At 65.5% G+C, this 21686-nt stretch carries 20 protein-coding genes; 13 read left to right on the top strand and 7 right to left on the bottom strand.

The genetic code is table 11. From position 1 onward, the window contains the following. The first annotated feature begins 75 nt into the window (after nucleotides 1-75). Genes JOE31_RS05570 through JOE31_RS05560 form a run of 3 tightly spaced genes read left to right on the top strand, consistent with a single transcriptional unit; the run spans nucleotide 76 to nucleotide 2808 of the window. Nucleotides 76-1047 carry a carbohydrate ABC transporter permease gene (locus JOE31_RS05570; protein WP_209742521.1) on the top strand — a complete coding sequence of 324 codons (972 nt, stop codon included), beginning with the start codon at nucleotides 76-78 and terminating at the stop codon, nucleotides 1045-1047. Next, on the top strand, nucleotides 1044-1958 hold the full coding sequence (locus JOE31_RS05565; RefSeq protein ID WP_209742520.1) for a carbohydrate ABC transporter permease: 915 nt from the start codon (nucleotides 1044-1046) through the stop codon (nucleotides 1956-1958). The genes JOE31_RS05570 and JOE31_RS05565 overlap by 4 nt, the downstream gene beginning before the upstream one ends. Nucleotides 1959-2016: 58 nt before the next feature. Further along, nucleotides 2017-2808: a DeoR/GlpR family DNA-binding transcription regulator gene (locus tag JOE31_RS05560; RefSeq protein WP_209742519.1), complete on the top strand. Its 792-nt coding sequence runs from the start codon at nucleotides 2017-2019 to the stop codon at nucleotides 2806-2808. Nucleotides 2809-2843: 35 nt separating this feature from the next. Here the strand turns inward: JOE31_RS05560 and JOE31_RS05555 are convergent, their stop codons facing one another. Both JOE31_RS05555 and JOE31_RS05550 read right to left on the bottom strand, forming a co-directional pair. After that, on the bottom strand, nucleotides 2844-3863 hold the full coding sequence (locus JOE31_RS05555) for a LacI family DNA-binding transcriptional regulator (protein WP_374100806.1): 1020 nt from the start codon (nucleotides 3861-3863) through the stop codon (nucleotides 2844-2846). A 14-nt stretch (nucleotides 3864-3877) separates the two neighbouring features. Next, nucleotides 3878-5080: a Gfo/Idh/MocA family protein gene (locus JOE31_RS05550; RefSeq protein WP_209742517.1), complete on the bottom strand. Its 1203-nt coding sequence runs from the start codon at nucleotides 5078-5080 to the stop codon at nucleotides 3878-3880. 214 nt (nucleotides 5081-5294) lie between these two features. On the opposite strand from JOE31_RS05550, the gene JOE31_RS05545 reads away from it, so the two are divergent. The 4 genes from JOE31_RS05545 (at nucleotide 5295) to JOE31_RS05530 (ending at nucleotide 10956) form a co-directional block, all read left to right on the top strand. Further along, nucleotides 5295-6236 (top strand): carbohydrate ABC transporter permease, encoded by a 942-nt coding sequence (locus JOE31_RS05545; RefSeq protein WP_209742516.1) that lies wholly within the window; start codon nucleotides 5295-5297, stop codon nucleotides 6234-6236. A 10-nt stretch (nucleotides 6237-6246) separates the two neighbouring features. Continuing rightward, nucleotides 6247-7173 carry a carbohydrate ABC transporter permease gene (locus JOE31_RS05540; RefSeq protein ID WP_011693211.1) on the top strand — a complete coding sequence of 309 codons (927 nt, stop codon included), beginning with the start codon at nucleotides 6247-6249 and terminating at the stop codon, nucleotides 7171-7173. A 58-nt stretch (nucleotides 7174-7231) separates the two neighbouring features. Beyond that, entirely contained in the window at nucleotides 7232-8575 is a 1344-nt protein-coding gene (locus tag JOE31_RS05535; RefSeq protein ID WP_209742515.1) for a sugar ABC transporter substrate-binding protein, read from the top strand. Between the two features lie 173 nt (nucleotides 8576-8748). Then, a complete protein-coding gene (locus JOE31_RS05530; protein WP_209742514.1) occupies nucleotides 8749-10956 on the top strand; it encodes an alpha-galactosidase in 2208 nt (735 codons plus the stop codon). A gap of 89 nt (nucleotides 10957-11045) precedes the next feature. Here the strand turns inward: JOE31_RS05530 and JOE31_RS05525 are convergent, their stop codons facing one another. Beyond that, a complete protein-coding gene (locus JOE31_RS05525; RefSeq protein WP_209742513.1) occupies nucleotides 11046-11993 on the bottom strand; it encodes an SMP-30/gluconolactonase/LRE family protein in 948 nt (315 codons plus the stop codon). A gap of 164 nt (nucleotides 11994-12157) precedes the next feature. Between JOE31_RS05525 and JOE31_RS05520 the strand changes: the two genes are divergently transcribed. From JOE31_RS05520 to JOE31_RS05505, 4 genes are all read left to right on the top strand, one after another. Beyond that, complete coding sequence (locus JOE31_RS05520; RefSeq protein WP_209742512.1) at nucleotides 12158-13504, top strand: NAD(P)/FAD-dependent oxidoreductase; 1347 nt, start codon at nucleotides 12158-12160, stop codon at nucleotides 13502-13504. Between the two features lie 5 nt (nucleotides 13505-13509). Further along, the gene (locus JOE31_RS05515) at nucleotides 13510-13878 is read left to right on the top strand and encodes an SRPBCC family protein (RefSeq protein ID WP_209742511.1); all 369 of its coding nucleotides are present in this window, start codon (nucleotides 13510-13512) and stop codon (nucleotides 13876-13878) included. A 74-nt stretch (nucleotides 13879-13952) separates the two neighbouring features. Further along, nucleotides 13953-14429 (top strand): type II 3-dehydroquinate dehydratase, encoded by a 477-nt coding sequence (gene aroQ, locus JOE31_RS05510; RefSeq protein ID WP_209742510.1) that lies wholly within the window; start codon nucleotides 13953-13955, stop codon nucleotides 14427-14429. 2 nt (nucleotides 14430-14431) lie between these two features. After that, nucleotides 14432-15451, top strand: a complete 1020-nt coding sequence (locus tag JOE31_RS05505) for a DUF2332 domain-containing protein (protein ID WP_209742509.1) — start codon at nucleotides 14432-14434, stop codon at nucleotides 15449-15451. Between the two features lie 14 nt (nucleotides 15452-15465). On the opposite strand, the gene JOE31_RS05500 is transcribed toward JOE31_RS05505, so the two are convergent. Continuing rightward, complete coding sequence (locus JOE31_RS05500) at nucleotides 15466-16650, bottom strand: MarP family serine protease (RefSeq protein WP_209742508.1); 1185 nt, start codon at nucleotides 16648-16650, stop codon at nucleotides 15466-15468. Between the two features lie 260 nt (nucleotides 16651-16910). Between JOE31_RS05500 and JOE31_RS05495 the strand changes: the two genes are divergently transcribed. Continuing rightward, nucleotides 16911-17588, top strand: a complete 678-nt coding sequence (locus tag JOE31_RS05495) for a Crp/Fnr family transcriptional regulator (RefSeq protein WP_011693220.1) — start codon at nucleotides 16911-16913, stop codon at nucleotides 17586-17588. A 102-nt stretch (nucleotides 17589-17690) separates the two neighbouring features. Here JOE31_RS05495 and JOE31_RS05490 read toward each other — a convergent pair whose 3' ends face one another. The 3 genes from JOE31_RS05490 to JOE31_RS05480 are packed head-to-tail and all read right to left on the bottom strand — an operon-like array spanning nucleotide 17691 to nucleotide 19345. Next, entirely contained in the window at nucleotides 17691-18602 is a 912-nt protein-coding gene (locus tag JOE31_RS05490; RefSeq protein WP_209742507.1) for an NUDIX hydrolase, read from the bottom strand. Between the two features lie 15 nt (nucleotides 18603-18617). Further along, nucleotides 18618-19187 (bottom strand): RidA family protein, encoded by a 570-nt coding sequence (locus JOE31_RS05485; protein WP_209742506.1) that lies wholly within the window; start codon nucleotides 19185-19187, stop codon nucleotides 18618-18620. A 2-nt stretch (nucleotides 19188-19189) separates the two neighbouring features. Continuing rightward, complete coding sequence (locus tag JOE31_RS05480) at nucleotides 19190-19345, bottom strand: DUF4177 domain-containing protein (protein ID WP_011693223.1); 156 nt, start codon at nucleotides 19343-19345, stop codon at nucleotides 19190-19192. Between the two features lie 37 nt (nucleotides 19346-19382). On the opposite strand from JOE31_RS05480, the gene JOE31_RS05475 reads away from it, so the two are divergent. Continuing rightward, entirely contained in the window at nucleotides 19383-21683 is a 2301-nt protein-coding gene (locus tag JOE31_RS05475) for a transglycosylase domain-containing protein (RefSeq protein WP_209742505.1), read from the top strand. The last annotated feature ends 3 nt before the right edge of the window (nucleotides 21684-21686 follow it).

Raw genomic sequence — 21686 nt, 5'->3', positions numbered from 1 at the left:
GAACGACGACGGCGGCACAGCCTTCCGCCGTCGTCGTTCCTTCCCGGAGTCCGGACCAATCGAGGGAAAACTTCCATGAGCAGCACAGCAAGAGAACTGGTTCCGCCGGAATCACGGGAGCCTGAAGGCGCTCCCGCGAAACGGGCAAGGGGCGGCAGGGTCCGCCGCCTGTCCGGACAGGACAAGGTGGTCCTGTCACTGATGGTGGGCATCCCCACCCTGATCGAACTGACCTTGGTGTGGCTGCCCATGCTGATGTCCGTGGGCCTTAGCTTCACCCGGTGGAACGGCCTGGACCTGGGCGACATCCGCCCCGCGGGACTGGACAACTACCAGTACATCTCCCAGGACTACCCGCCGTTCTGGCCGGCGGTGCAGCACAACATGCTGTGGCTCCTGTTCCTGGCCCTCATCGCGACGCCGCTGGGCCTGCTGCTGGCCGTGCTGCTGGACCAGAACATCCGCGGCAGCAAGATCTACCAAAGCATCTTCTTTGCACCCGTGATGCTGTCGCTGGCCCTGATCGGCATCATCTGGCAGCTCTTCTACCAGCGCGACAACGGTCTGCTGAACTTCCTGCTGGGCACAGCCGGGACGCCGCAGGCCGTCGACTGGTTCGGAGATTCCTCCGTCAACATCTGGGCCGCCATGATCGCAGCCACCTGGCGGCATGCCGGCTACGTCATGCTCCTCTACCTGGCCGGACTCAAGGGTGTGGACCCCAGCCTGAAGGAGGCCGCCGCCATCGACGGCGCGAGCGCCGTCCAGACGTTCTTCCGGGTGGTCTTCCCGGCCATGCGGCCCATCAACATCGTGATAGTGGTCATCACCATCATCGAATCCCTGCGGGCCTTCGACGTCGTGTACGTCATCAACCGCGGCACCAACGGCCTGGAAATGCTCAGTGCCCTGGTGATCCAGAACCTGGTGGGCGAAGGCCAGGTGATCGGCGTCGGTTCGGCCCTGGCAGTGGTGCTGCTGGTCATTTCCCTCGTCCCCATCGTCTTCTACCTCAGCCGCACCTTTGGCAAGGAGAACAAAGCATGAGCACTACCGCAGTCCGCACCGGCAGGAAAGATACCGCTGGGGGGCCCCGGTCCGGCAGCCGGCCCAAACGCCACTACGGAACCCATATTTTCCTGACCGTCATGGCCGTTATGTGGCTGGTCCCGCTGGGCTGGTCCGTCTTCACTGCCCTCCGTCCGGTGGCATCCACCAACGAGCACGGCTACTTCAGCCTGGCGGGCGACTTCAATTTCGACAACTTCATCCAGGCCTGGACCCAGGGCGGATTTTCCACCTACTTCTGGAACTCGGTGCTCATCACCGTCCCTGCCGTGCTCATGACCCTTTTCCTGGCTTCCCTGATGGCATTCGCCGTAAGCCGGGTGAGCTGGAAGTTCAACATCACCCTGCTCATCATGTTCACCGCCGGCAACCTCCTGCCGCCGCAGGTCCTTGCCGCGCCGTTGTTCGAGATGGCCAAGCACTTCGAAGTGCCCTACTCCTTCAGCGATTCCGGCAACATGCTGAACACCTACATCATTGTCATCGCGGTCAACACGGCCTTCCAGATGGGGTTCTGCACGTTCGTGCTCTCCAACTACATGAAGGCGCTCTCCGCCGACCTCACCGAAGCCGCCCTGGTGGACGGTGCCGGAATTTGGCGGCAGTACCGGGAGATCATCCTTCCGCTGTGCCGGCCGGCCTTCGCTGCGCTCGGCACCCTGCAGGTCATCTTCATCTACAACGACTACTTCTGGCCGCTGCTGTTCATCCAGAGTGGCAACCGGCTCCCGATCACCACCGCCATCAACAACCTCCAGGGCCAGTTCCTGAACAACTACAACCTCTTGGCGGCCGGTGCCGTCATCACGGTCATCCCCACCCTGGTGATCTACCTGCTCCTGCAGCGGCAGTTTGTTGCGGGGCTGACTCTTGGTTCTTCCAAGGGGTAGACCATGATGGAAGCTGACGGGGACAGCACTCCCCCGCCCACAACCCGAAAGGAACTCCATGCTCCCCGCAGCACGCCACCAGGCAATCGTGGACGCCGTCCAGCGCGAGCGGGTGGTCCGCGTGTCGGATCTCGCGCAGCAGCTGGGTGTGTCGCTCATGACCGTTCGGCGGGACATCGAGCTGCTGGAGGAGGGCGGCCGGGTGGAACGGATCCACGGCGGCGCCAAGCTCCCCGGCGATGCCAGCACCCATGAACCCGGCTTCGAGCAGAAGTCGACGCAGCTCACGGCGGAAAAGAGGGCCATCGCCCTGGAAGCAGCTTCGCTGGTGCATGAGGGGATGGCGGTGGGGCTGGGCGCCGGAACCACCACGTGGGCGCTGGCCAAGGAACTCGTCAACGGACCGCGCATCACCGTGGTGACCAACTCCATCCGCATAGCCGATCTCTTCCATCACGGCTCGTCTTCCGGGGCAGGACGCTACGGCTCCACGGTGATCCTGATCGGCGGCGAGCGCACGCCGTCGGACGCATTGGTGGGCCCCATTGCGACGGCCGCGCTGAAGCATCTGCACCTGGACCTGCTGTTCCTGGGCGTGCACGGCATGGATCCCGATGCCGGTTTCACCACTCCCAACCTGCTGGAGGCCGAGACGGACCGCGCGTTCGTGGCGGCCTCACGCAAGGTGGTGGTGGTGGCCGACCACACCAAGTGGGGCACCCAGGGCATGAGCACCATTGCCGGGTTCGAGGAGGCGGACGAGGTCATCAGCGACGCCGGGCTCAGCAGCGACGCGCGGCGGATCCTGCAGGAAAGCGTCAGCCGGCTCCGGATCGCCAAAGCGGGGTAACCCTGCATCCGGCGCTGTTCACGGCCCGGGTCCGGCTACGGGCAGCCGCAGGACTGCCTGATGCGCAGCCGGGTGGGGAACAGCCTATGTTCGGGCGGGCTTCCCTTCGTTTCACCCACCAGGGCACTGACGGCGGCTTCCGCCATGGCGCGGACCGGCTGCTCCACTGTGGTCAGTGCGGGCCAGCTGAACTCCGCCTCGGCGGACCCGTCGAAGGACGTCAGCGCCATATCCTGCGGAACGGAGACGCCGGCCTCATGCAGGGCCCTGAGGATTCCGATGGCCTGCATGTCGGAGCTCGCAAACACCGCGGTCGGATGGCTGGCAGAAGCCACCAGGCGCTGCCCCGCCGCGTAGCCACCCTCCCGGGTGAATTCACCGCGGACAATGGGGCCTTCCGGCAGGCCGGCCGCAGCCAGCGCCTGAAGCCAGCCCTGTTCACGTCCGTCGACCTCGTTGGAGACGTTGGTGCCCATGGCCAGCGCAATGTTCTTGTGGCCGTGCCAGATCAGGTGCTCCACACCGATCTTGGCGCCGGCGGCAAGATCCACGCCCACGCTGTTGAAACCGGGGGAATCCCCGCTGTGATTGAGCAATACCGAGGGGATCTCGGCCGACTCAAGTTCCGCGAGGTCCGGTTCAAATAGCACACTGGCCAGCACCACGCCATCCACCTGGCGGGCGGCCAAGTTGCGGATGTTCCGCCTTTCCTTCGTTACATTGCCGTCCGAGTTCGTTAGAACCAGCGCAAATCCCCGGTCAGCGGCGGCGTCTTCCACCGCGTGCGCCAGCAAGGAGAAGAAAGGGTTGCTGTTGTCCGGAATGATCAGGCCGATGGTTTCGCTGGAACCGAGTTTCAGCGCACGTGCCGCGGCGTTGGGACGGTAGCCCAGGACGCGGATGGCGTCCTGGACCTTTGCCTCGGTGGCCGGCGCAACCCGCTTGGGTCCGCCGTTGACAACGTAACTGACCACCGCAGTGCTCACACCCGCATAGCGGGCAACATCCTTGCGGGTTACCGGGCCTCGGGGCGGATGCGTTGCGGGAATGGTCATGGAGTACATGCTAGCTATGCACGCTGCGGAGCGTCGCCAAAATCGCGGATCGGCAGGCGTTCGCCGTTCTGCTGGGCCGAGGCGTGCGCCACGATTCCGGGAAGCGTGAAGCGCGCGGCAACCCAGGCGTTGACGGGCGGAAGCGTCCCTTCGTTGACCGCCGTCACGAAGTCGTCCACCAGGAACTGGTGGCTTCCTTCGTGGCCGTTCGGGGCGCCACGGAATTCCTCCGGCAGGCGTCCGCGGTCGTGCACAGGGGCAAGTCCGGAGATGAAGGCGTCCCGCAGTTCCGGGGCGACGTCGGCCAGCGACGGGTCGTCCAGCGGGATGCTGGGCCGGGTTTCCACCTGTTCGGAGATGTCGTGGACGTTTTCCTTGTCCTGCCACACCGTCACCTTGGCAAGCTGCTCAAAGCTCGCCTCGGTGCCGAAGAAGCGGAACCGTGATTCACGGATGTGAGACGGATACCCCACGCGGCGCATTTCGTTGGTGCGCATGGCGCCGCCGTCGTTCAGTTCAAAGAGTGCCGTGGCGTTGGAGAAGTCGTTGCCGAACATGCTCACGTCCTTGTCGAAGACACCGTCCTTGCGGTCGTCCCGGACTCCGATGCAGCTGACGCTGACTGCGTGGGATGGAATCGCCCCCAGGACGCCGCCGATGGCGTGGGTGGGGTACAGCATGGGCGGGTAGCTCGCCGTCGACTTCCACGATTCCCCGCCACTGTACTGGTAGGCGTCGTAGAAGCCCAGGTCCATGTCGTGGACATAGTCGCCTTCGCTGTAGAAGATCCGGCCGAATTTGCCGGCCGCGTGCTGGTTGCGGGCGTACACGGTGGCGGGGTTGTAGTAGCTGGTCTCACCCATCGCATAGACAAGCCCGGTTTCCTTCACCGCCGCGATGATGCGTTCGATCTCTTCTTCCGAAACCGCCATCGGAACAGCGGAGTAGACATGCTTTCCGGCGCGCAGCGCCTGTTCCACCAGGGGACCGTGGGTCCAGCGCTGCGTGAAGATGGCGACTGCATCGACGTCGGACTCCAGCAGCTCCTCGAAGCTCCCCTTGGTGCCGTCAAGCCCCCAGCGCTCAAGCGCTGCGGCGGCGCGTTCCGGGCGTTCGTCGACGACGTAGACCTCGCTGACTCCCGGGTGGAGCTTGAAGAGGTGGGCGAAATGGCCGCCGAACTGTCCGACGCCGACGACTCCGATTGAAAACGTCATTGTTTACCTTTCCCTGATTGGCCCGCGATACCGGGCACGACTGGCCCCTGCGGGCTTACTGCGAGTCTTCCACCGGAATCTACTCGAGTCAACGAATTTTCGGCGATATCGGAAATCCTCCCGATTCATGGGAAGAAATACTTGCCACCTCGAATCTACTCGTGTAGATTCATCCTCAGTTGTAATCCACATCACAGTCAGGAAAGGGTCGAAGATGACCACCCTTACCAAGCACGAGAGTTCTGCAAAGCTCCGGTCCGGAGCGCCAACGCCGCGAGGCGGCCTCCGCCGGTTCGGCGACCTCAAGATCGCCCTCTTCTTCATTGCCCCGGCGATGATCGGGTTCATCCTCTTCTACGTTGTGCCCACGTTCCGCGGTATCTACTTGAGCTTCACGGAATACAACATCCTCGGTGACCCGGAATGGGTCGGCTTCGACAATTACGCAGCGATTGCCAAGGATGCCCTGTTCTGGAATTCCTTGGCCGTCACAGGGCAGTACGTCCTCATCAATATCGTGCTCCAGACGGCCCTGGCACTCGGCCTGGCACTGCTGATGGACAGGGTGGCTAAATCCACCCTTGTGCGAGGGGCCCTGCTGCTTCCCTACCTGATGTCAAACGTGATCGCCGCCCTGCTCTGGTTCTGGATGCTGGACTACCAGATCGGCGTGGTGAACCAGTTCATCGAATGGAGCGGCCTTCCCCGCGTCGCGTTCTTCGGCAGTGAGGAGTGGGCAATCCCCACCCAGGCCCTGATCAACACCTGGCGGCACATGGGCTACACCGCACTGCTCATCTTTGCCGGCCTCCAGGCCATCCCGCAGCACCTTTATGAAGTGGCCAACCTTGACGGCGCGTCTCCGTTCCAGACGTTCCGCAAGGTGACCATGCCGTTGCTGCGCCCGGTCCTGGTTCTGGTACTCGTGGTGACGGTGATCGGCTCTTTCCAGGTCTTCGACACCGTGGCCGTGACCACCCAGGGCGGACCGGTCAACGCCACCCGCGTCATCCAGTACTACATCTACCAGCGCGCCTTCACTGAGTCGGACTTCGGCTACGGGTCCGCCATCGCCGTCATTCTCTTCCTCATCCTCGCCCTCGTTGCCTTCATTCAGATGAAGTTCCTCCGGGGCAACGAGTCGGACCTGGACTAAGGAGCCCCGCATGACCACCACCACCAGCCGCGCACCGAAGCCGGCCACCACCCGCCGTCGCCGTCCCTTCAACACCCGCCGCGCAGGCGCCTGGGCCCTGCTGGCCCTGGCCATCGCGGTCTCTGTGGTCCCGTTCCTCTGGGTGCTCCGCACGGCACTGTCCACCAACGGGTCACTGGCCTCCCAATCGGCCAGCCTCCTTCCGGCGGACTTCACGCTGGGTGCCTTCATGCGCGTGTTCGGGCTGCAGAGCCCGGCCGACGCCGTCGCCGAAGGCGGTTCCGGCGCAGCCATCGACTTCTGGCTGTACCTGCGCAACTCGATCATCTTCTCCTCCATCACCACCGCCGGAGCCGTGTTCTTCAGCGCGATGGCCGCCTACGCCTTTGCCCGTCTGCGCTGGAAGGGCCGGAACGCCGTATTCAGCCTGTTCCTGGGCACCATGCTGGTCCCGCCAATCTTCACCGCACTGCCCAACTTCCTGCTGATCAAGAACCTGGACCTGCTCAACACAATGCTCGGCATGGTCCTGCCATACGTGTTCATGACCCCCTTCGCGATCTTCTTCCTCCGTCAGTTCTTCCTGAACATGTCACGCGAAGTGGAAGAGGCGGCCATGCTCGACGGCGCCAAGCACCTGCGCATCTTCTTCCAGATCGTTCTCCCGAATGCCGCCGCACCCCTGGCCACCCTGGCCCTGCTGACCTTCATCGGGCAGTGGAACGAGTACTTCTGGCCCCTGCTGGTCGGTTCCCAGGACGATGTCCGAGTCCTCCAGGTGGGGCTCGGCGTCTTCAAGTCGCAATCCCCGCAGGGAGCGCCGGACTGGTCCGGCCTCATGGCCGCAACCCTGGTGTCTGCCTTGCCCGTACTGATCCTCTTCGCCGCCTTCGGCAAGAAAATCGTCAACTCCATCGGATTCTCCGGAATCAAGTAACCCCCTGCTTCTCCCCACCACCCCGACTCCCCATCCCATCCCGAACGGAAAGAAAACAATGAAGAAATCCCTCGGCACCGTCGCCGTCGCCGCAGCCATCGCGCTCTCACTCTCCGCCTGTGGCGGCGGCTCAGGATCCTCAGCAGAATCGGCCAAGGGCGAGCTCAGCTACTGGCTCTGGGACGCCAACCAGCTTCCCGCCTACCAGCAGTGCGCTGATGACTTCCAGAAGGCCAACCCGGACATCAAGGTCAAGATCACCCAGCGCGGCTGGGACGATTACTGGAGCACGCTCACGAACGGGTTCGTTGGCGGCACGGCTCCCGACGTCTTCACCAACCACCTGGGCCGCTACGGCGAGCTCGCCGCGAACAAGCAGCTGCTCCCCATTGACGACGCCGTCAAGAAGGACAACGTGGACCTGTCCGCCTACAACGAGGGACTCGCGGACCTCTGGGTGGGCCAGGACGGCAAGCGCTACGGCCTGCCGAAGGACTGGGACACCATCGGGTTGTTCTACAACAAGGCCATGCTTTCCAAGGCCGGCGTCTCTGAAGAAGAGATGAAGAACCTCACCTGGAACCCGCAGGACGGCGGCACGTACGAGAAGGTCATTGCCCACCTGACCGTTGACAAGAACGGCAAGCGCGGGGACGAAGCGGGCTTCGACAAGAACAATGTGGATGTCTACGGCCTTGGACTCAACGGCGGCGGCGACTCCTCAGGCCAGACTGAGTGGAGCTACCTCACCAACACCACCGGCTGGTCACACACGGACAAAAACCCGTGGGGAACGCACTACAACTATGACGACCCCAAGTTCCAGTCCTCAATCGACTGGTTCGCCGGGCTGGTTGACAAGGGCTACATGCCCAAGCTCGAAACCACTGTTGGCGCGGCCATGGCCGACACCTTCGCCGCAGGCAAGTCAGCCATCAACGCCCACGGCTCATGGATGATCGGCCAGTACACCGGGTACAAGGGTGTTGAGGTGGGCATCGCTCCCACCCCCGTGGGTCCGGAAGGCAAGCGGGCCTCGATGTTCAACGGCCTGGCCGACTCGATCTGGGCCGGCACCAAGAAGAAGGACGCCGCCATCAAGTGGGTGGAGTACCTTGCCTCGGCACCTTGCCAGGACGTCGTCGCATCCAAGGCTGTAGTGTTCCCGGCCCTCAAGGCCTCTTCCGAAAAAGCTGCGGAAGCATTCAAGGCCAAGGGTGTAGATGTCACCGCCTTCACCGAGCACGTCAAGAACGGAACTACTTTCCTCTACCCCATCACTGACAATACTGCCAAGGTCAAGGGCATCATGGAGCCTGCCATGGACGCTGTGGTATCCGGCAAAAAGCCTGCCAGCTCCTTGACCGAAGCCAACAACCAGGTGAACGATCTCTTCAAGTAGATCGCACCTGTAGTGGCTGCGTAAGTGGTCGCAGCCACGGCCCCGGTGCCGCCGCTTCATCCTCGCGGAGCGGCGGCACCCGGGGCGCTCCACCCCGCACGTACTGACAAACACACCATACGAACCCCGCCGGCAGCGTCACCGGACGCCCGCCACAACGAAAGAGAACCCCCATGGATCCCCTGCACCTCCGCTCCGCCGGCACCAGCCTGGTGATCAGCTTCGACAGCGGGGAGGCCGAGGTCATTCACTGGGGCGCCGATCTGGGCGCTTCACTGCCCGATCTGGCCATCCTCGGCGAAGCGATCCCGCCGTCCGCCGTCGACGCCGCCGTCCCCGCCGGGCTGCTTCCGCAGGCATCCTCCAGCTGGCGTGGACGCCCGGCCCTCCGGGGGCACCGGATCGCCGACGGCGTACCCGGCTACGACTTTTCCGTCCGCCTCCGCGTCACGGACGTCAAGACCGGAGGAAGTTCAGCTGTGATTGTCCAGTCTGATCCCGATGCCGGCATCTCCGTTGAATCCACGCTGGAACTGCACGACGGCGGGCTGCTGGAAATGCGCCACACCGTCACCAACACCGGCACGTCGCCTTTTCAGCTCGACGAACTGGCCACCGTGCTGCCGGTGGCTCCCGACGCCGTCGAACTCCTTGACCTGACCGGACGGTGGTGCCGTGAACGCCACCCCCAGCGCCGCGCCATCCAGCAGGGCACCTGGGTGCGGACCGGCCGGCACGGCCGCACCGGACACGACTCCTCTCTGCTGCTGGCCGCCGGCACGGCAGGCTTCGGCAACCGCCACGGCAAGGTCTGGGCCACCCACCTGGCCTGGAGCGGAAACCATGAGCAGTTCGCGGACAGCATCGGGGACGGACGGACCGTCATCGGAGGGTCCGAGCTGCTGGGTCCCGCCGAAGTGGTCCTCCAGGCGAACGGCAGCTACACCACCCCCGCTCTCTTCGCGGCCTACTCGGACCGTGGCCTGGACGGCATCAGCGAAGCTTTCTACAGCTGGTTCAGGAGCCGCCCGCACCACGTGCTGCCTGCGCCGTCAGCCGTTTCAGGAGCAGGCACTGCGGGCACCGGCAAGGCCCGGCCTGTGGTGCTGAACGTCTGGGAAGCCGTCTACTTCAACCACGATCTCGGCACGCTGGTCGAACTGGCCGATTCCGCGGCGGACCTGGGCGTGGAGCGCTTCGTGCTCGACGACGGGTGGTTCCGCGGCCGCCGGCACGACCAGGCAGGCCTGGGCGACTGGTACGTGGACGAAGGCCTCTGGCCGGACGGCCTCACGCCCCTGATCGACGCCGTCACCTCCCGCGGCATGGAATTCGGCCTCTGGGTGGAGCCCGAAATGATCAACCTGGACTCGGACACCGCGCGCGCCCACCCGGACTGGATCGTCGGGCCCGCCGCACGGTCCCACAAGGACGGCGGCCGGCTGCCGTTGACCTGGCGCCACCAGCACGTCATCGACCTGGTCAATCCCGAGGCCTGGCAGTACGTCTTCGACCGGATCGACGCCCTGTTGCGCGAAAACAACATCAGCTACCTGAAGTGGGACCAGAACCGGGACCTCACCGAGCACGGCCACGCCGGGCGCGCCTCCGTCCACGAACAGACCCTGGCCGCCTACCGCCTCTTCGACGAGCTCAGGAAAGCCCATCCCGGCCTCGAGATCGAGAGCTGCTCTTCCGGCGGGGCACGCGTGGACCTGGGCATCCTGGAACGCACGGACCGGATCTGGGCTTCGGACTGCAACGATGCCCTGGAACGCCAGACCATCCAGCGCTGGACCGGACTGGTGGTGCCGCCGGAACTGGTCGGAGGACACATCGGCCCCACCACGTCCCACACCACGGGCCGCACGCACGACGTTTCGTTCCGAGCCATCACCGCCTTGTTCGGACACTTCGGCCTCGAGTGGGACGTCCGCCAGGTCCACGGCGCGGAGCGCGAAGAACTCAAGCGTTTCATCGGGCTCTACAAGGAGCACCGCGGCCTGATCCACTCGGGCCGGATGGTCCGGGCGGATGTTGCCGACGATTCGCTGATGCTGCACGGCGTCGTTTCCCACGGCAGCCCCGCAACCGGGGACACGGCGGCACTGTTCGCGCTGGTCAGCACCAGGACCTCGCTCGCGGAGCAGCCGGGCCGCATCACCATTCCGGGACTGGACCAGGACCGCAGCTACCGCGTGGAGGCCATCTTCCCGACGCCCGGCGATGCCGACTACGCGCACAACTACACCCAGGCGCAGCCCCCCGCATGGCTGACCGAGGGTGCAGAAGCCAGCGGCCGGTTCCTGTCCGAGGTGGGCCTGCCCATGCCCGTCCTCAACCCGGAGCATGCACTGCTGCTCAGCTTCACTGCCGTGTAGCCTCAACGCCGTGTAGTTTCACCGCGTCCCAAAGAGCCTGCCGGCCGGGTACCAACCCGGCCGGCAGGCTCTTGGCTTTCCGAGACCGCTTAGCGGGCGTCGGCGAGGACCACTTCGTAGGTGCTGGCCCCGGGAACGCCGAACTTCGCATTGACCACGGCGAGCGTATCGCCGAACAGGGCTGCCGTCGTCGGGACCTGGAAGTCAGGGCTGGTGATCACGTCCCTGACCTCGAAGGAATCCAGCCGGGAGTCCAGCCGGACACGGCTCACCTGGTTGAGCATGTTCTGAACGGCCCAGAGGGTGTTCCCCTTCACCACGATCCCGTCCACGAAGGGCAGGCCGGCGCCGGTGATGTCGGCGCTGGAACCGGAGTCCGGGTCCACCGTGTACAGGGCCTCGTTGGCGGTGTGGGCCACGATCAGGGTCCGGCCGCCCCGGACGGCCGCGATGCCGTTCAGGTTGAAGTCGGCCGGGGTGGCCGCGGCCGGTCCGGTCAGTTCGAGCGTGCTGGCCTCGCCCGGTGTGCCGTGGCGGTCCACCGGGACGAAGTACAGCTCACCCTTGCGCGAGTTGGTGAACCAGGCGCCGTCGGGGGTCACTGCGACGTCATTGATAAACGCCGGTTCAGTGGTCAGCTGATAGGTGGCCACTGTCTTTCGGGTGTCAGTGTCATAGACGTAGGCCTGGCCGGTGGCGCCGCCGGCCACGAAGAGCAGGCCGTTCTCCACGTCCACCTTCATGCCGACCGCCATCCGGCCGTCGGGCACGTCAATGTAAAGCCTGGCGGTTCCCCTGCGGATGTCACCGCGGAAAATATCCCCCTTGAGCAGGTCCCCGGCGAAGAAGCTGGTGCCCTCCCCCTCGGCTATGCCCTCGGCCGACGACGCGCCCGGGAGCTCAATGACTTTGTCGTGGCCGTTTGACGGCGGGGCGGCGGACGCCACAGGCGCCGGCGCTAAGAGTGCTGCGAGGGCAACAAGTCCCACGGCGGCACGGCGAATTGCGTTTCCTGAATCCACATTTTTGCAGCGCATGATGACGCTCTCTCCAGATCGGGCTTTCCGCGCGAGCTGACCGGTACGGGAGCTCCGCACGATGGTCCTTCAAGTCTAGGCACCCCCGCTAAGGGTGGCCAGAGTCGCGGGAAACGGCGGTCCCGGGCCACCGGCTGCCCCGCCCCGGCGTGCCAAGATGAACCATGACCGATTCGTGTGAAGTCCTGGTGGTCGGTGCCGGGCTCGCGGGGCTCCAGTGTGCCCGCGAACTGCAGGCCGCCGGGCGTGACGTGCAGGTGTGGGAAGCAGACGACGACGTCGGAGGCCGGATCCGCACGGAACAGGTGGACGGTTTCCTGGTGGACCGCGGGTTCCAGGTGCTGAATCCCGCCTACCCGGCCGTCCGGCGCTGGGTGGACGTGGGCGCGCTGGAACTGCAGCCCTTCGGCGCCGGCCTCGGCGTCCGGCGCGATGACGGTTTCGCCGTGCTCGCCCACCCGCTGCGCGAACCCCGGCTGATCGCCCGGACGGTTGGCAGCGGCATCGCCAAGCCACGTGATGCGGCTGCCCTCCTCCGCTGGGCGGCTCCGGCATTTGTCCGATCGTGGGGGCAGTACGACGACGGCGGAAGTCGCACCGCAGGGCGTCGCACCGGAGGGTCCGGGCGGGACGTCACGCTGCACCGGGCGCTGGATGACGCCCGCCTTTCCGGCGAACTCCGCCGGGTGGTTGAACAGTTTTTCGCGGGGGTGCTCCTGGAAGACGACGGCAGCACCTCCAATGACTTCGCCCTGCTCCTGCTGCGCACCTTCGCGCTGGGTGTGCCGGGGCTGCCGCGGCTGGGCATGCAGGCGCTGCCCAGGCAGCTGGCGGCTTCCCTCGCCGCACCGGTGCGCACCCGGACCACGGTGGAGTCCATCCGGCGCGAGGGCGGTTCCATGCTGGTCCGTGCCCCCGGAGCGGAGCTCCGCGCAGAGCAGGTGGTGCTGGCCACCGATCCGGTCAGTGCCGGAAGCCTGGCGCCGGGAAACAACGACGCCGGCGCGCCGGCCCGCGGTGCGGCAGCCGGCAGGGCGGGGCGCGGCGGCGCCCCGGCCATGAAGGGGGTGCTGACGCACTGGTTTGCGGCCAGCGAGCCGCCGTCGCGGCTCAACATGCTCTGCCTCGATGCCCGGGAACCTCGCGGCGGTCCCTTGGTCAATACCGCCGTCGTATCCAACGCCGCGCCCGGGTACGCACCCGCGGGCAGGCACCTGGTGCAGACCTCGGCCCTGTTCGGCCCGGGACGGCCGGTGCCCGGCGACGACGAGGTCCGCAATCACGCCGCTGGGATCTACGGTGAGGATGCTACGCATTGGGAACTGGTGGCGAGGCACGAAGTTCCACAGGCCTTGCCCGCCCAGCCGCCGCCGTTGGGATCACCGCACCCGGCGGAGGCCTCGCCGGGCCTCTTTCTTTGCGGGGACTACCGCGCCACCGCGTCCATCCAGGGTGCCCTCGAAAGCGGCCACCGCGCGGCGCAGGCCATTCTGCGCCCGGATTTCGGGTAGCTGGCATGCGGTTTTCCGTGTCACGGCACATCGCTGCGTCCGCGGCGGACGTGTGGGGGTTGCTCACCGACGTCGGGCGCTGGCCGGATTGGGGGCCTTCCATAACGGGTGCCGAACTCGACTCGCCCGGCCTCCAAGCCGGCAGCACAGGCCGGGTGCGGACTCGACTCGGCCTAAGGCTGCCGTTCACGGTGACGGAATTCGACGCGGGCCGGTCATGGGCCTGGGCCGTGGCCGGTATCCGGGCCACCGGGCACCTCGTGGTTCCGGAGGGGGACGGCTGCCGGGCCACGTTCACTGTCCCGTGTTGGGCGCTGGCCTACCTGCCGGTCTGCGCAGTGGCACTGCGCAGGATCGCCAAAATCACCGAATAGGCACAACAGCTGCGCAGCTGCAGTGGCTCGTAAAGAACGGCGCACGCCGCCCGCAAAGCGATAGATTGGCTGACATGACTGAAGCCTCCCCCGCCACCGACGCCGGCCGCGGCACCATCCTGGTCCTCAACGGGCCCAACCTGAACCTGCTGGGAACCCGGGAACCGGAGAAGTACGGCACGGCCACGCTGGCCGACGTCGAACAGCTCGCCAAGGATGCCGCCGCAACGTACGGCCTGGAGGTTGAGTGCTTCCAGTCCAACCACGAGGGCGCACTGGTTGACGCTATTCACGCAGCCCGGGGCAAGGCCATCGGCATCGTCCTCAACGCCGGTGCGTACACGCACACTTCCGTGGCCATCAGGGACGCCATCTCCGCGGTGCAGCTGCCGGCCGTGGAGGTCCACATCACCAACGTCCACGCCCGCGAGGAATTCCGGCACCACTCGTACCTTTCGGACATCAGCAAGGCCGTGATCGCCGGCGCCGGCGTGATGGGCTACCGGTTCGCCGTCGAATACCTCGCAGAACTGAACGCCGGCAAGGCCTGACCATGGGGACGGCGGATTGGTACCGGAACTTCGGGACTGTCGATGCGCCGTCTTCCTCGCCCTGCTACGCCGAATGGTCAGTGGGAATCGCCGACGATCCCGAGCTGATCCGCCGCATCGAGCAGTGGCCGCACAACAAGCGCCAACCTCTGCTGGTCCTCGCTGCCGCCCGCTTCCTCGGGGCTGGAATCACCCCGTACCGCGCGTTCCGGGAGTTCCTGGTCGCAAACTGGGAGGAGGTTTCCCGGATTGTGCTCTCCCGCGCTACGCAGACCAACGAGGCCGGCCGCTGCGCCACGCTGCTGCCCTCCCTCGCGGGCATCGCCGCTGCCTCGGGCCGTCCATTGGCCCTGATCGAGGTGGGCGCCTCCGCAGGGCTGGCGCTGTACCCGGACAAATACGCCTACGAGTACCACCGCGGGGCGTCTGTCACGCGGCTGGCCCCGCAGCCGGACACCGCCCGGTCCCCGGCGGACGGGCCGCCGGTCTTGCACTGCACGGTGCAAGGTGCCGTTCCGGTTCCTTCCCGGCTGCCCGAGGTGGTGTGGCGGGCCGGAATCGACCTGAACCCCCTGGACATCAACAACCCCGACGACGTCGCCTGGCTTGAAGCCCTCATTTGGCCGGAGCAGTACTTCCGCCGCGAGCGGCTGCGGCGGGCCATTGCCATCGCCCGCCAGGATACGCCCCTCCTGGTGGCCGGCGATCTCAACGAGCAGCTGGTGGCGCTGGCAGGACAGGCGCCGCCGGACGCAACCCTGGTGGTGTTCCACAGCGCGGTGATGGCCTACCTTAACGCCTCACAGCGGGAAGCCTTCCGGGCCGCCATCGGCGCTCTTGCGGCAGAGCGGGGCTGCCACTGGCTGTCCAACGAGGGCCACACGGTCATTGCCCAGGCCGACGGCTCGGTGGTGGTGCCGGAAATGGATGACGCCCGCCTGCAGGGCCGCTTCCTCCTCCTCCAGGACGGCGTTCCCGTGGCCATCGCCGGTCCGCACGGCCAAAGCCTGGAGTGGCTCTAAGTCCCGGTGCCCGTTTACTTCTGGATGCACTGCCCGGATGAGACGGGGCTGCTCAGCCCAGCGGCCTGGGCGGCCACCGGACCGAGGTCATCCATGGTGATGGCAAAGCCCAAATCGGCATCCGAGGTTGCCTTCGCAAAGATCACACCGGCCACCTGGCCTTCGGTAGTCAGGAGCGGGCCGCCGGAGTTGCCCGGCTGGACATCGCCGGCAAGCCGGTAAACATCCTCGGGTGCCGCATTGCTGCCGTAGATGTCCGGAACAAGGACGGTGGCGATGTCCTGCACCGTTGCCGGTTTGGATTGGAACGGACCGCCGTGCGGGTAGCCTGCGAAAGCGGCCGGGCTGCCGGCCGGAAGGTCCGCACTCAGCTGCAGCGGGGACGAAGGCAGGCCGTCCACGGCGAGGACCGCCAGGTCATGCTGGCTGTCGAAGTAGACCACCCGGCCGGGCATGGCTCCCCCGCCGGGAATCTCCACCACCGGCTGCGACACGCCCGCCACCACATGGGCGTTGGTCACAACGCGCCCCGGCGACACCACAAAGCCGCTTCCGGTCTGGTTCTGGCCGCACTGGTAGGCAGTGCCAGCAATTTTCAGGACGGATTCCGCTGCCCGGTTCAGGGCCGGCGTGTCCGTGCTGGCGTTGGGAATGGCCACCTGCTGGCCTTGTCCGAGTCCCTCGATGAGCGTGGGGATGCCGTCACCGATCACGGTGGAGCGCAGCTGCGCCACGGCCGTTTTTACCGGCACGGGCGTGAGGCCGTCGATGAACCGGATGACCTTGGACTCGGCCAGCTGCTGGGACACGAACGGGACGCCCAGTGCGCTGATGCTGAAGGACAGCATGGACATGACCAGTGCTGCCACCACCACGTTGACGCCTCCGCCCACCAGCCGGTCCATTGCCCGCAGGGGCTGGATCCGCACGGCACTGCGGATTTTGCGGCCGATCATGGTTCCCAGCGCATGCCCCAGGACAATCAGCACGACGGCGGCGGCCACGATGGCGGTGAGCCGCCACCCGCTGTCCTCCACCAGGTTGCTGACGACGGGCACCGAAACGAACGCGGCCACGGCACCGACGATAAACCCGGCAATGCCGCCAAGGGTCACCAGGAAGCCATTGCGCAGGCCGTAGATCAGGTACGACAGCAGCACCAGGATCAACGCCAGGTCCAGGATGGTCAAGCCGAACACACGGGCTCCTCACAAAACAGGTAAGCCCTAATTCTAGGGGCGGACCCTGACAGTTTGCCGACCAGGGCCGGACGCCGCAGCAAACGGCAATTTGCCCGCCAAACCCTGTTCCCGCCGTCGGAAACTGCCGCGTAGGGGCCCCGCAAGGGCCTTATCGGCGCCGTTTCAGGCGTTTCGCGTGCCAAGTACGTCACAGAACCTTCAAAATTCTGAAACAATGGCTGAAGCGCCCCAGCCGACACATTTACTCAGGAGATTTCATGGACATCGAGGTATTGCGCCGCGCACCCCTATTCGCCACGCTCGACGACGAGGCATTCCGCCTGCTCACGGACGAGCTCACGGAGGTGGACCTCTCACGCGGAGCCTCGGTTTTCCGCGAAGGCGACCAGGGTGATCAGCTCTACTTCATCGTCTCCGGCAAGGTGAAGCTGGGCCGCACGTCCCCGGACGGACGCGAGTCCCTGTTGGCCATCCTCGGCCCGGGCGAGCTCTTCGGCGAAATGGCGCTCTTCGATCCGAGCCCCCGCACGGCCACGGCAACTGCCGTCTCGGAGACCCGCCTCGCCGGCCTGAAGAACGAGAGCCTCAACGCACTCCTGCGCACCCGCCCCGAGGTATCGGCCCAGCTCCTGCAGGCCTTGGCCCGCCGCCTGCGCCGCACCAACGATTCCCTGTCCGACCTGGTATTCTCCGACGTCCCGGGCCGCGTGGCCAAGGCGCTGCTGGACCTGGCCGACCGCTTCGGCCGCCCGGCAACCGACGGCGTCCTGGTGGCCCACGAGCTCACGCAGGAAGAACTGGCCCAGCTGGTGGGCGCGTCACGCGAAACCGTGAACAAGGCCCTGGCCGAGTTCGTGCAGCGAGGCTGGCTCCGCCTGGAAGCCCGCGCCGTCGTCATCCTGGACATGCAGCGCCTCCGCCAGCGCTCCCGCTAGTCCTCACAACACCCTTACAGCGCATACAGAAGGCCGGCCCGTAGTAACGGAGCCGGCCTTCTGCATGTTCACCTACCGGGGATGTGTTAGACCCCGGTAGGCTTAGCGCTCGCGCTGAGGCTCTCCTGCCACGGTTTTGGCGGCTTCGACTTCGAGCATCAGCTTGCCGTCTTCGTCGACGAGCTTCGGCTGGTACACGTGCGGCTTGCGCTTATAGCTCAGGTAGGCGATGCAGCCGTTGGCGGCCGCCATCTTCTCGAGCATGATTTCGGAGCCGGGGACCAGCAGCTGGCCGAGTTTCAGGCCCACCGTGTTTTCCTGGCCCACTTCGTCGCCCAGGGCAGTGGTGTCACGTTCGGCGATAACCTTGCTGGCGCACACCCACCGGCCCCACACGCCCTTGCTTCCCAGCAGGGTGGGCTGTTGGTTCACGGGCACGGTGGCGGCAAAGTAGCGGGTGTTGAAGCGGCGGTGGGCGAAGTCGGGGCTGAGCCAGTTGACCAGCGGTTTCAGCAGATCCGTGCGGATCGACAATCCGCGCTTGGCCAGCACGTCCGTAAAGGATTTCTCCTGTTCGGCGACGGCAATCCTGGCGCGCATCCATTCGGGCGTGGACGTGGCCTCCACCGTGGTGGAGAAGTCCGGACCGGCGAGCAGGACGCCGGTTTCTTCGAAGAGTTCGCGGATGGCACCAACCACGTGGCGGCGCGCCAGCCCGACGTCGGCCGTTCCCATCTGGTCCGCCCAATGCTGCGGCGTGGGGCCCAGCCAGCCGACGGCGTCGTCGTCGGACGCCTCCAGCGAACCGCCGGGAAAGGCGAGGACGCCGAGCGGAGAGGAACCCGGCCGGTAGCCCAGCCAGGTTTCGAGCCCTGTGGGAGAGTCCCTCAGCAGGACAACGGAGGACGCGTAGCGTGCGGCGCGCGGTGTCCGCTCGCCATGTTCGAGCCAGCTTTGTGCTGCCCCCTCAAGATCGGGAGGCAGCACAAACAGGCGACGGGCTAACTGGGGCAAGGGAAGTGACCGGCCTTAGCTAAATTCGGCGATCAGTTCGACTTCGACCGGCGAGTCCAGCGGAAGCACCGACACGCCGACGGCGGACCGTGCATGCTGGCCGGCGTCGCCGAGGACCTTGCCCAGGAGTTCGGACGCGCCGTTGATGACTCCCGGCTGCCCGGTAAAGGTGGGATCGGAGGAAACGAAGCCCACCACCTTGACGATCCTGGTGATGCGGTCGAGGTCGCCGATCACGCTCTTGACCGCGGCCAGGGCATTGACGGCGCAGACAGCAGCGAAGCGCTTGGCGTCCTCGGGAGAAACCGTGGGTTCGTCAGCGTAGCCCTCGGTGCCCGTGGACACCTTGCCGGTAGCTTCGAGTTTGCCGTTAATAAAGGGCAGCTGGCCGGACGTATAAACATGGTTCCCGGAGATGACGGCCGGAACATAGGCAGCCACCGGGGCCGCAACGTCCGGAAGGGCCAGTCCCAGCTCCGCCAGACGCTGTTCGACGGCGGAAACCGGTGCTCCGGTTTCCGCTCCGGAGGCCGGATTTTCGGCGTGGGCCGGGGATTCCGGCGCCGTGCCCGCAGGGCTTGTCATAACTACTGCTTCTCCCTCTTGAGGTAGGCAACGAGGCCGTTGCCGTCAGGACCGGTGACTACCTGGACGAGCTCCCAGCCGTCCTCTCCCCACTGGTCCAGAATCTGCTTCGTGGCGTGAATAATGAGCGGAATCGTGGCGTACTCCCATTTGGTCATGAGCTAAAGACTAGTCCTTGCCGGTAAAGTGGAAAACATGGCGACTGGTAAGAACCCTTTATTCGACACGGCCACCACCCTCGGAAAGATCCTTGCTTTCCTTGGCGTGAGCGCGATTTGTGGTGTCCTGGTGGCAGGCCTGCTGGTCCCTGCGGCGGCTGTTTCAGGCAGCACCGCGAGCGGCTCCATCGAGTTCTTCGACACGCTCCCGGCGGAGCTGCAGGTGGATCCGCCGAGCCAGTCCACCAAGATCCTCGCCTCCGACGGCAGCCTGATCGCCAACCTCTACGCTGAAAACCGCACACGCGTTGCACTGGACCAGATGTCGCCATTCATCAAGGACGCAGTGATCGCCATTGAGGACAGCCGCTTCTATGAGCACGGCGGTGTGGACACCACGGGCATCATGCGTGCACTGGTCAGCACGGCCCGCGGTAACAAGCAGGGGGCGTCCACCATCACGCAGCAGTACGTGAACAACGTCATCAATGCCTCGCTGGAAGCTGAAGGCAATACCGAGGACATCAAGCTCAACGGCGTCAACAAGGGCGTAGGCGACAAGCTCCGCGAGATGAAGCTGGCCATCGCACTGGAGAAGAAGTTCACCAAGGAGCAGATCCTCGAGGGCTACCTCAACATCGTGTTCTTCAACCGGGACGCCTACGGCATTGAGGCGGCCTCCAAGTTCTTCTTCAGCACCACCGCCAAGGACCTCACCCTGCCGCAGGCCGCCCTGCTGGCCGGCGTGGTGAACAGCCCGTCGTTCTATGACCCCATCAACAACCCCGAGAACGCGAAGAACCGCCGCGACCAGGTGCTCAAGGCGATGTACACGCAGGGCAAGATCAACCAGCCCGACTACGAAGCAGCGGTAGCCACCCCGGTGGAAACCAAGGTCACCCCGGCCCGCCAGGGTTGTGCCTATGCTTCCACGGCCCCCTACTTCTGTGATTACGTCCTGCACCTGCTGCTGAACGATCCGGCCTATGGCGCCGATGCCACGGAACGCGAGCGGAAGATCTTCCGTGGCGGCCTGACCATTACCACCACTCTTGACCCCAAGGCGCAGAACGCGGCGCAGGCCCAGGTGGACGCGTCGGCCGGAGCCAACCCGGACAAATGGGGTGCTGCGGTGGTTTCGGTCCAGCCGAACACCGGCAAGATCACCAACATGGCGCAGAACACCGTGTGGTTCGCCGGGGACGGCAAATTCGACAGCCAGCTCAACTTCAGCGTTGACCAGTATGACGCCAACGGCAACGACCTCAACGGACTCGGCGGTGCACAGCCCGGTTCAACCATGAAGCCGTTCACGTTTGCCGAGTGGCTCAACGAGGGCAATTCGATGAACACGATCCTGAATGGAGCGGTTCGTCGGTATCCGCAGAACTTCCCTTGGAAGAACACCTGCGAGACCCCGACGGTTGGCTGGTACGACAGCACCAACGGCGAGTCCACGGACCTGCAGAATGCGGAGCCGAACTACTACAAGTCAATGACGGTCCTCGACGGCCTGGCCAACTCGATCAACACCATGACGTTTGCCACCGCCGCCAGGGTGGATCTGTGCGGAATCCAGAAGATCGTGGACGCCGTGGGCCTGCACGAAGGCCTTCCGCAGAGGGACGGCGACGGTAAGATCACCAACCCGACGCCGCCCATCACCATGACGACCCTGGGTAACCTCCTTGGTTCCAGGCAGACGTCGCCGCTGGCCATGGCGAGCGCCTTCGCCACTTTCGCGAATGACGGCAAGTACTGTGCCCCGATCGCCATCACGTCGGTCACGGACCAGACCGGTGCCCAGCTGCCGGCCCAGTCCACGAATTGCCGTGATGCCCTCAAGCCGGAGGTCGCCCGCGGCGTGAACTACGCCCTCCAGGAAGTCCTCAACCGTGGCTCCGGCTCATTGATCCAGCCCCGGATCTCCACGAAGACCAACTTCCCCATCGCAGCTAAGACCGGTACTTCCAACAACAACGGCTCAACGTGGGTGGTGGGACACACCACCGGCCTGGCCACCGCGGCCTGGTTCGGTGACGCCCTCGGAACGCAGCAGCGCGCGGGCCAGAACGTGACCGTCAACGGCAAGTTCTACACCGGAATCGACGGTTACATGATCGCCGGGCCGATGTTCTCGAACTTCATGTCCCAGGTAGCGCCCGCGTACGGTACCAACCCGTTCACGGCCCCGCCGTCGAACATGGTCAATGGAGCGCCCACGCGGCAGACCACCCCGACGACGCAGAGCAGTGCGCCAGCACCGGCGCCGGCTCCCACCACCGGAGCTCCGGCTCCGGCACCCAGCAACAAGGACAACGGCAAGGGCAACGGGTAGCGC

Origin of the sequence: Arthrobacter sp. PvP023 (assembly GCF_017832975.1) — a bacterium.
In the GTDB taxonomy this organism is placed as follows: domain Bacteria; phylum Actinomycetota; class Actinomycetes; order Actinomycetales; family Micrococcaceae; genus Arthrobacter.
This window is presented reverse-complemented; position numbering and strand designations above follow the sequence as displayed.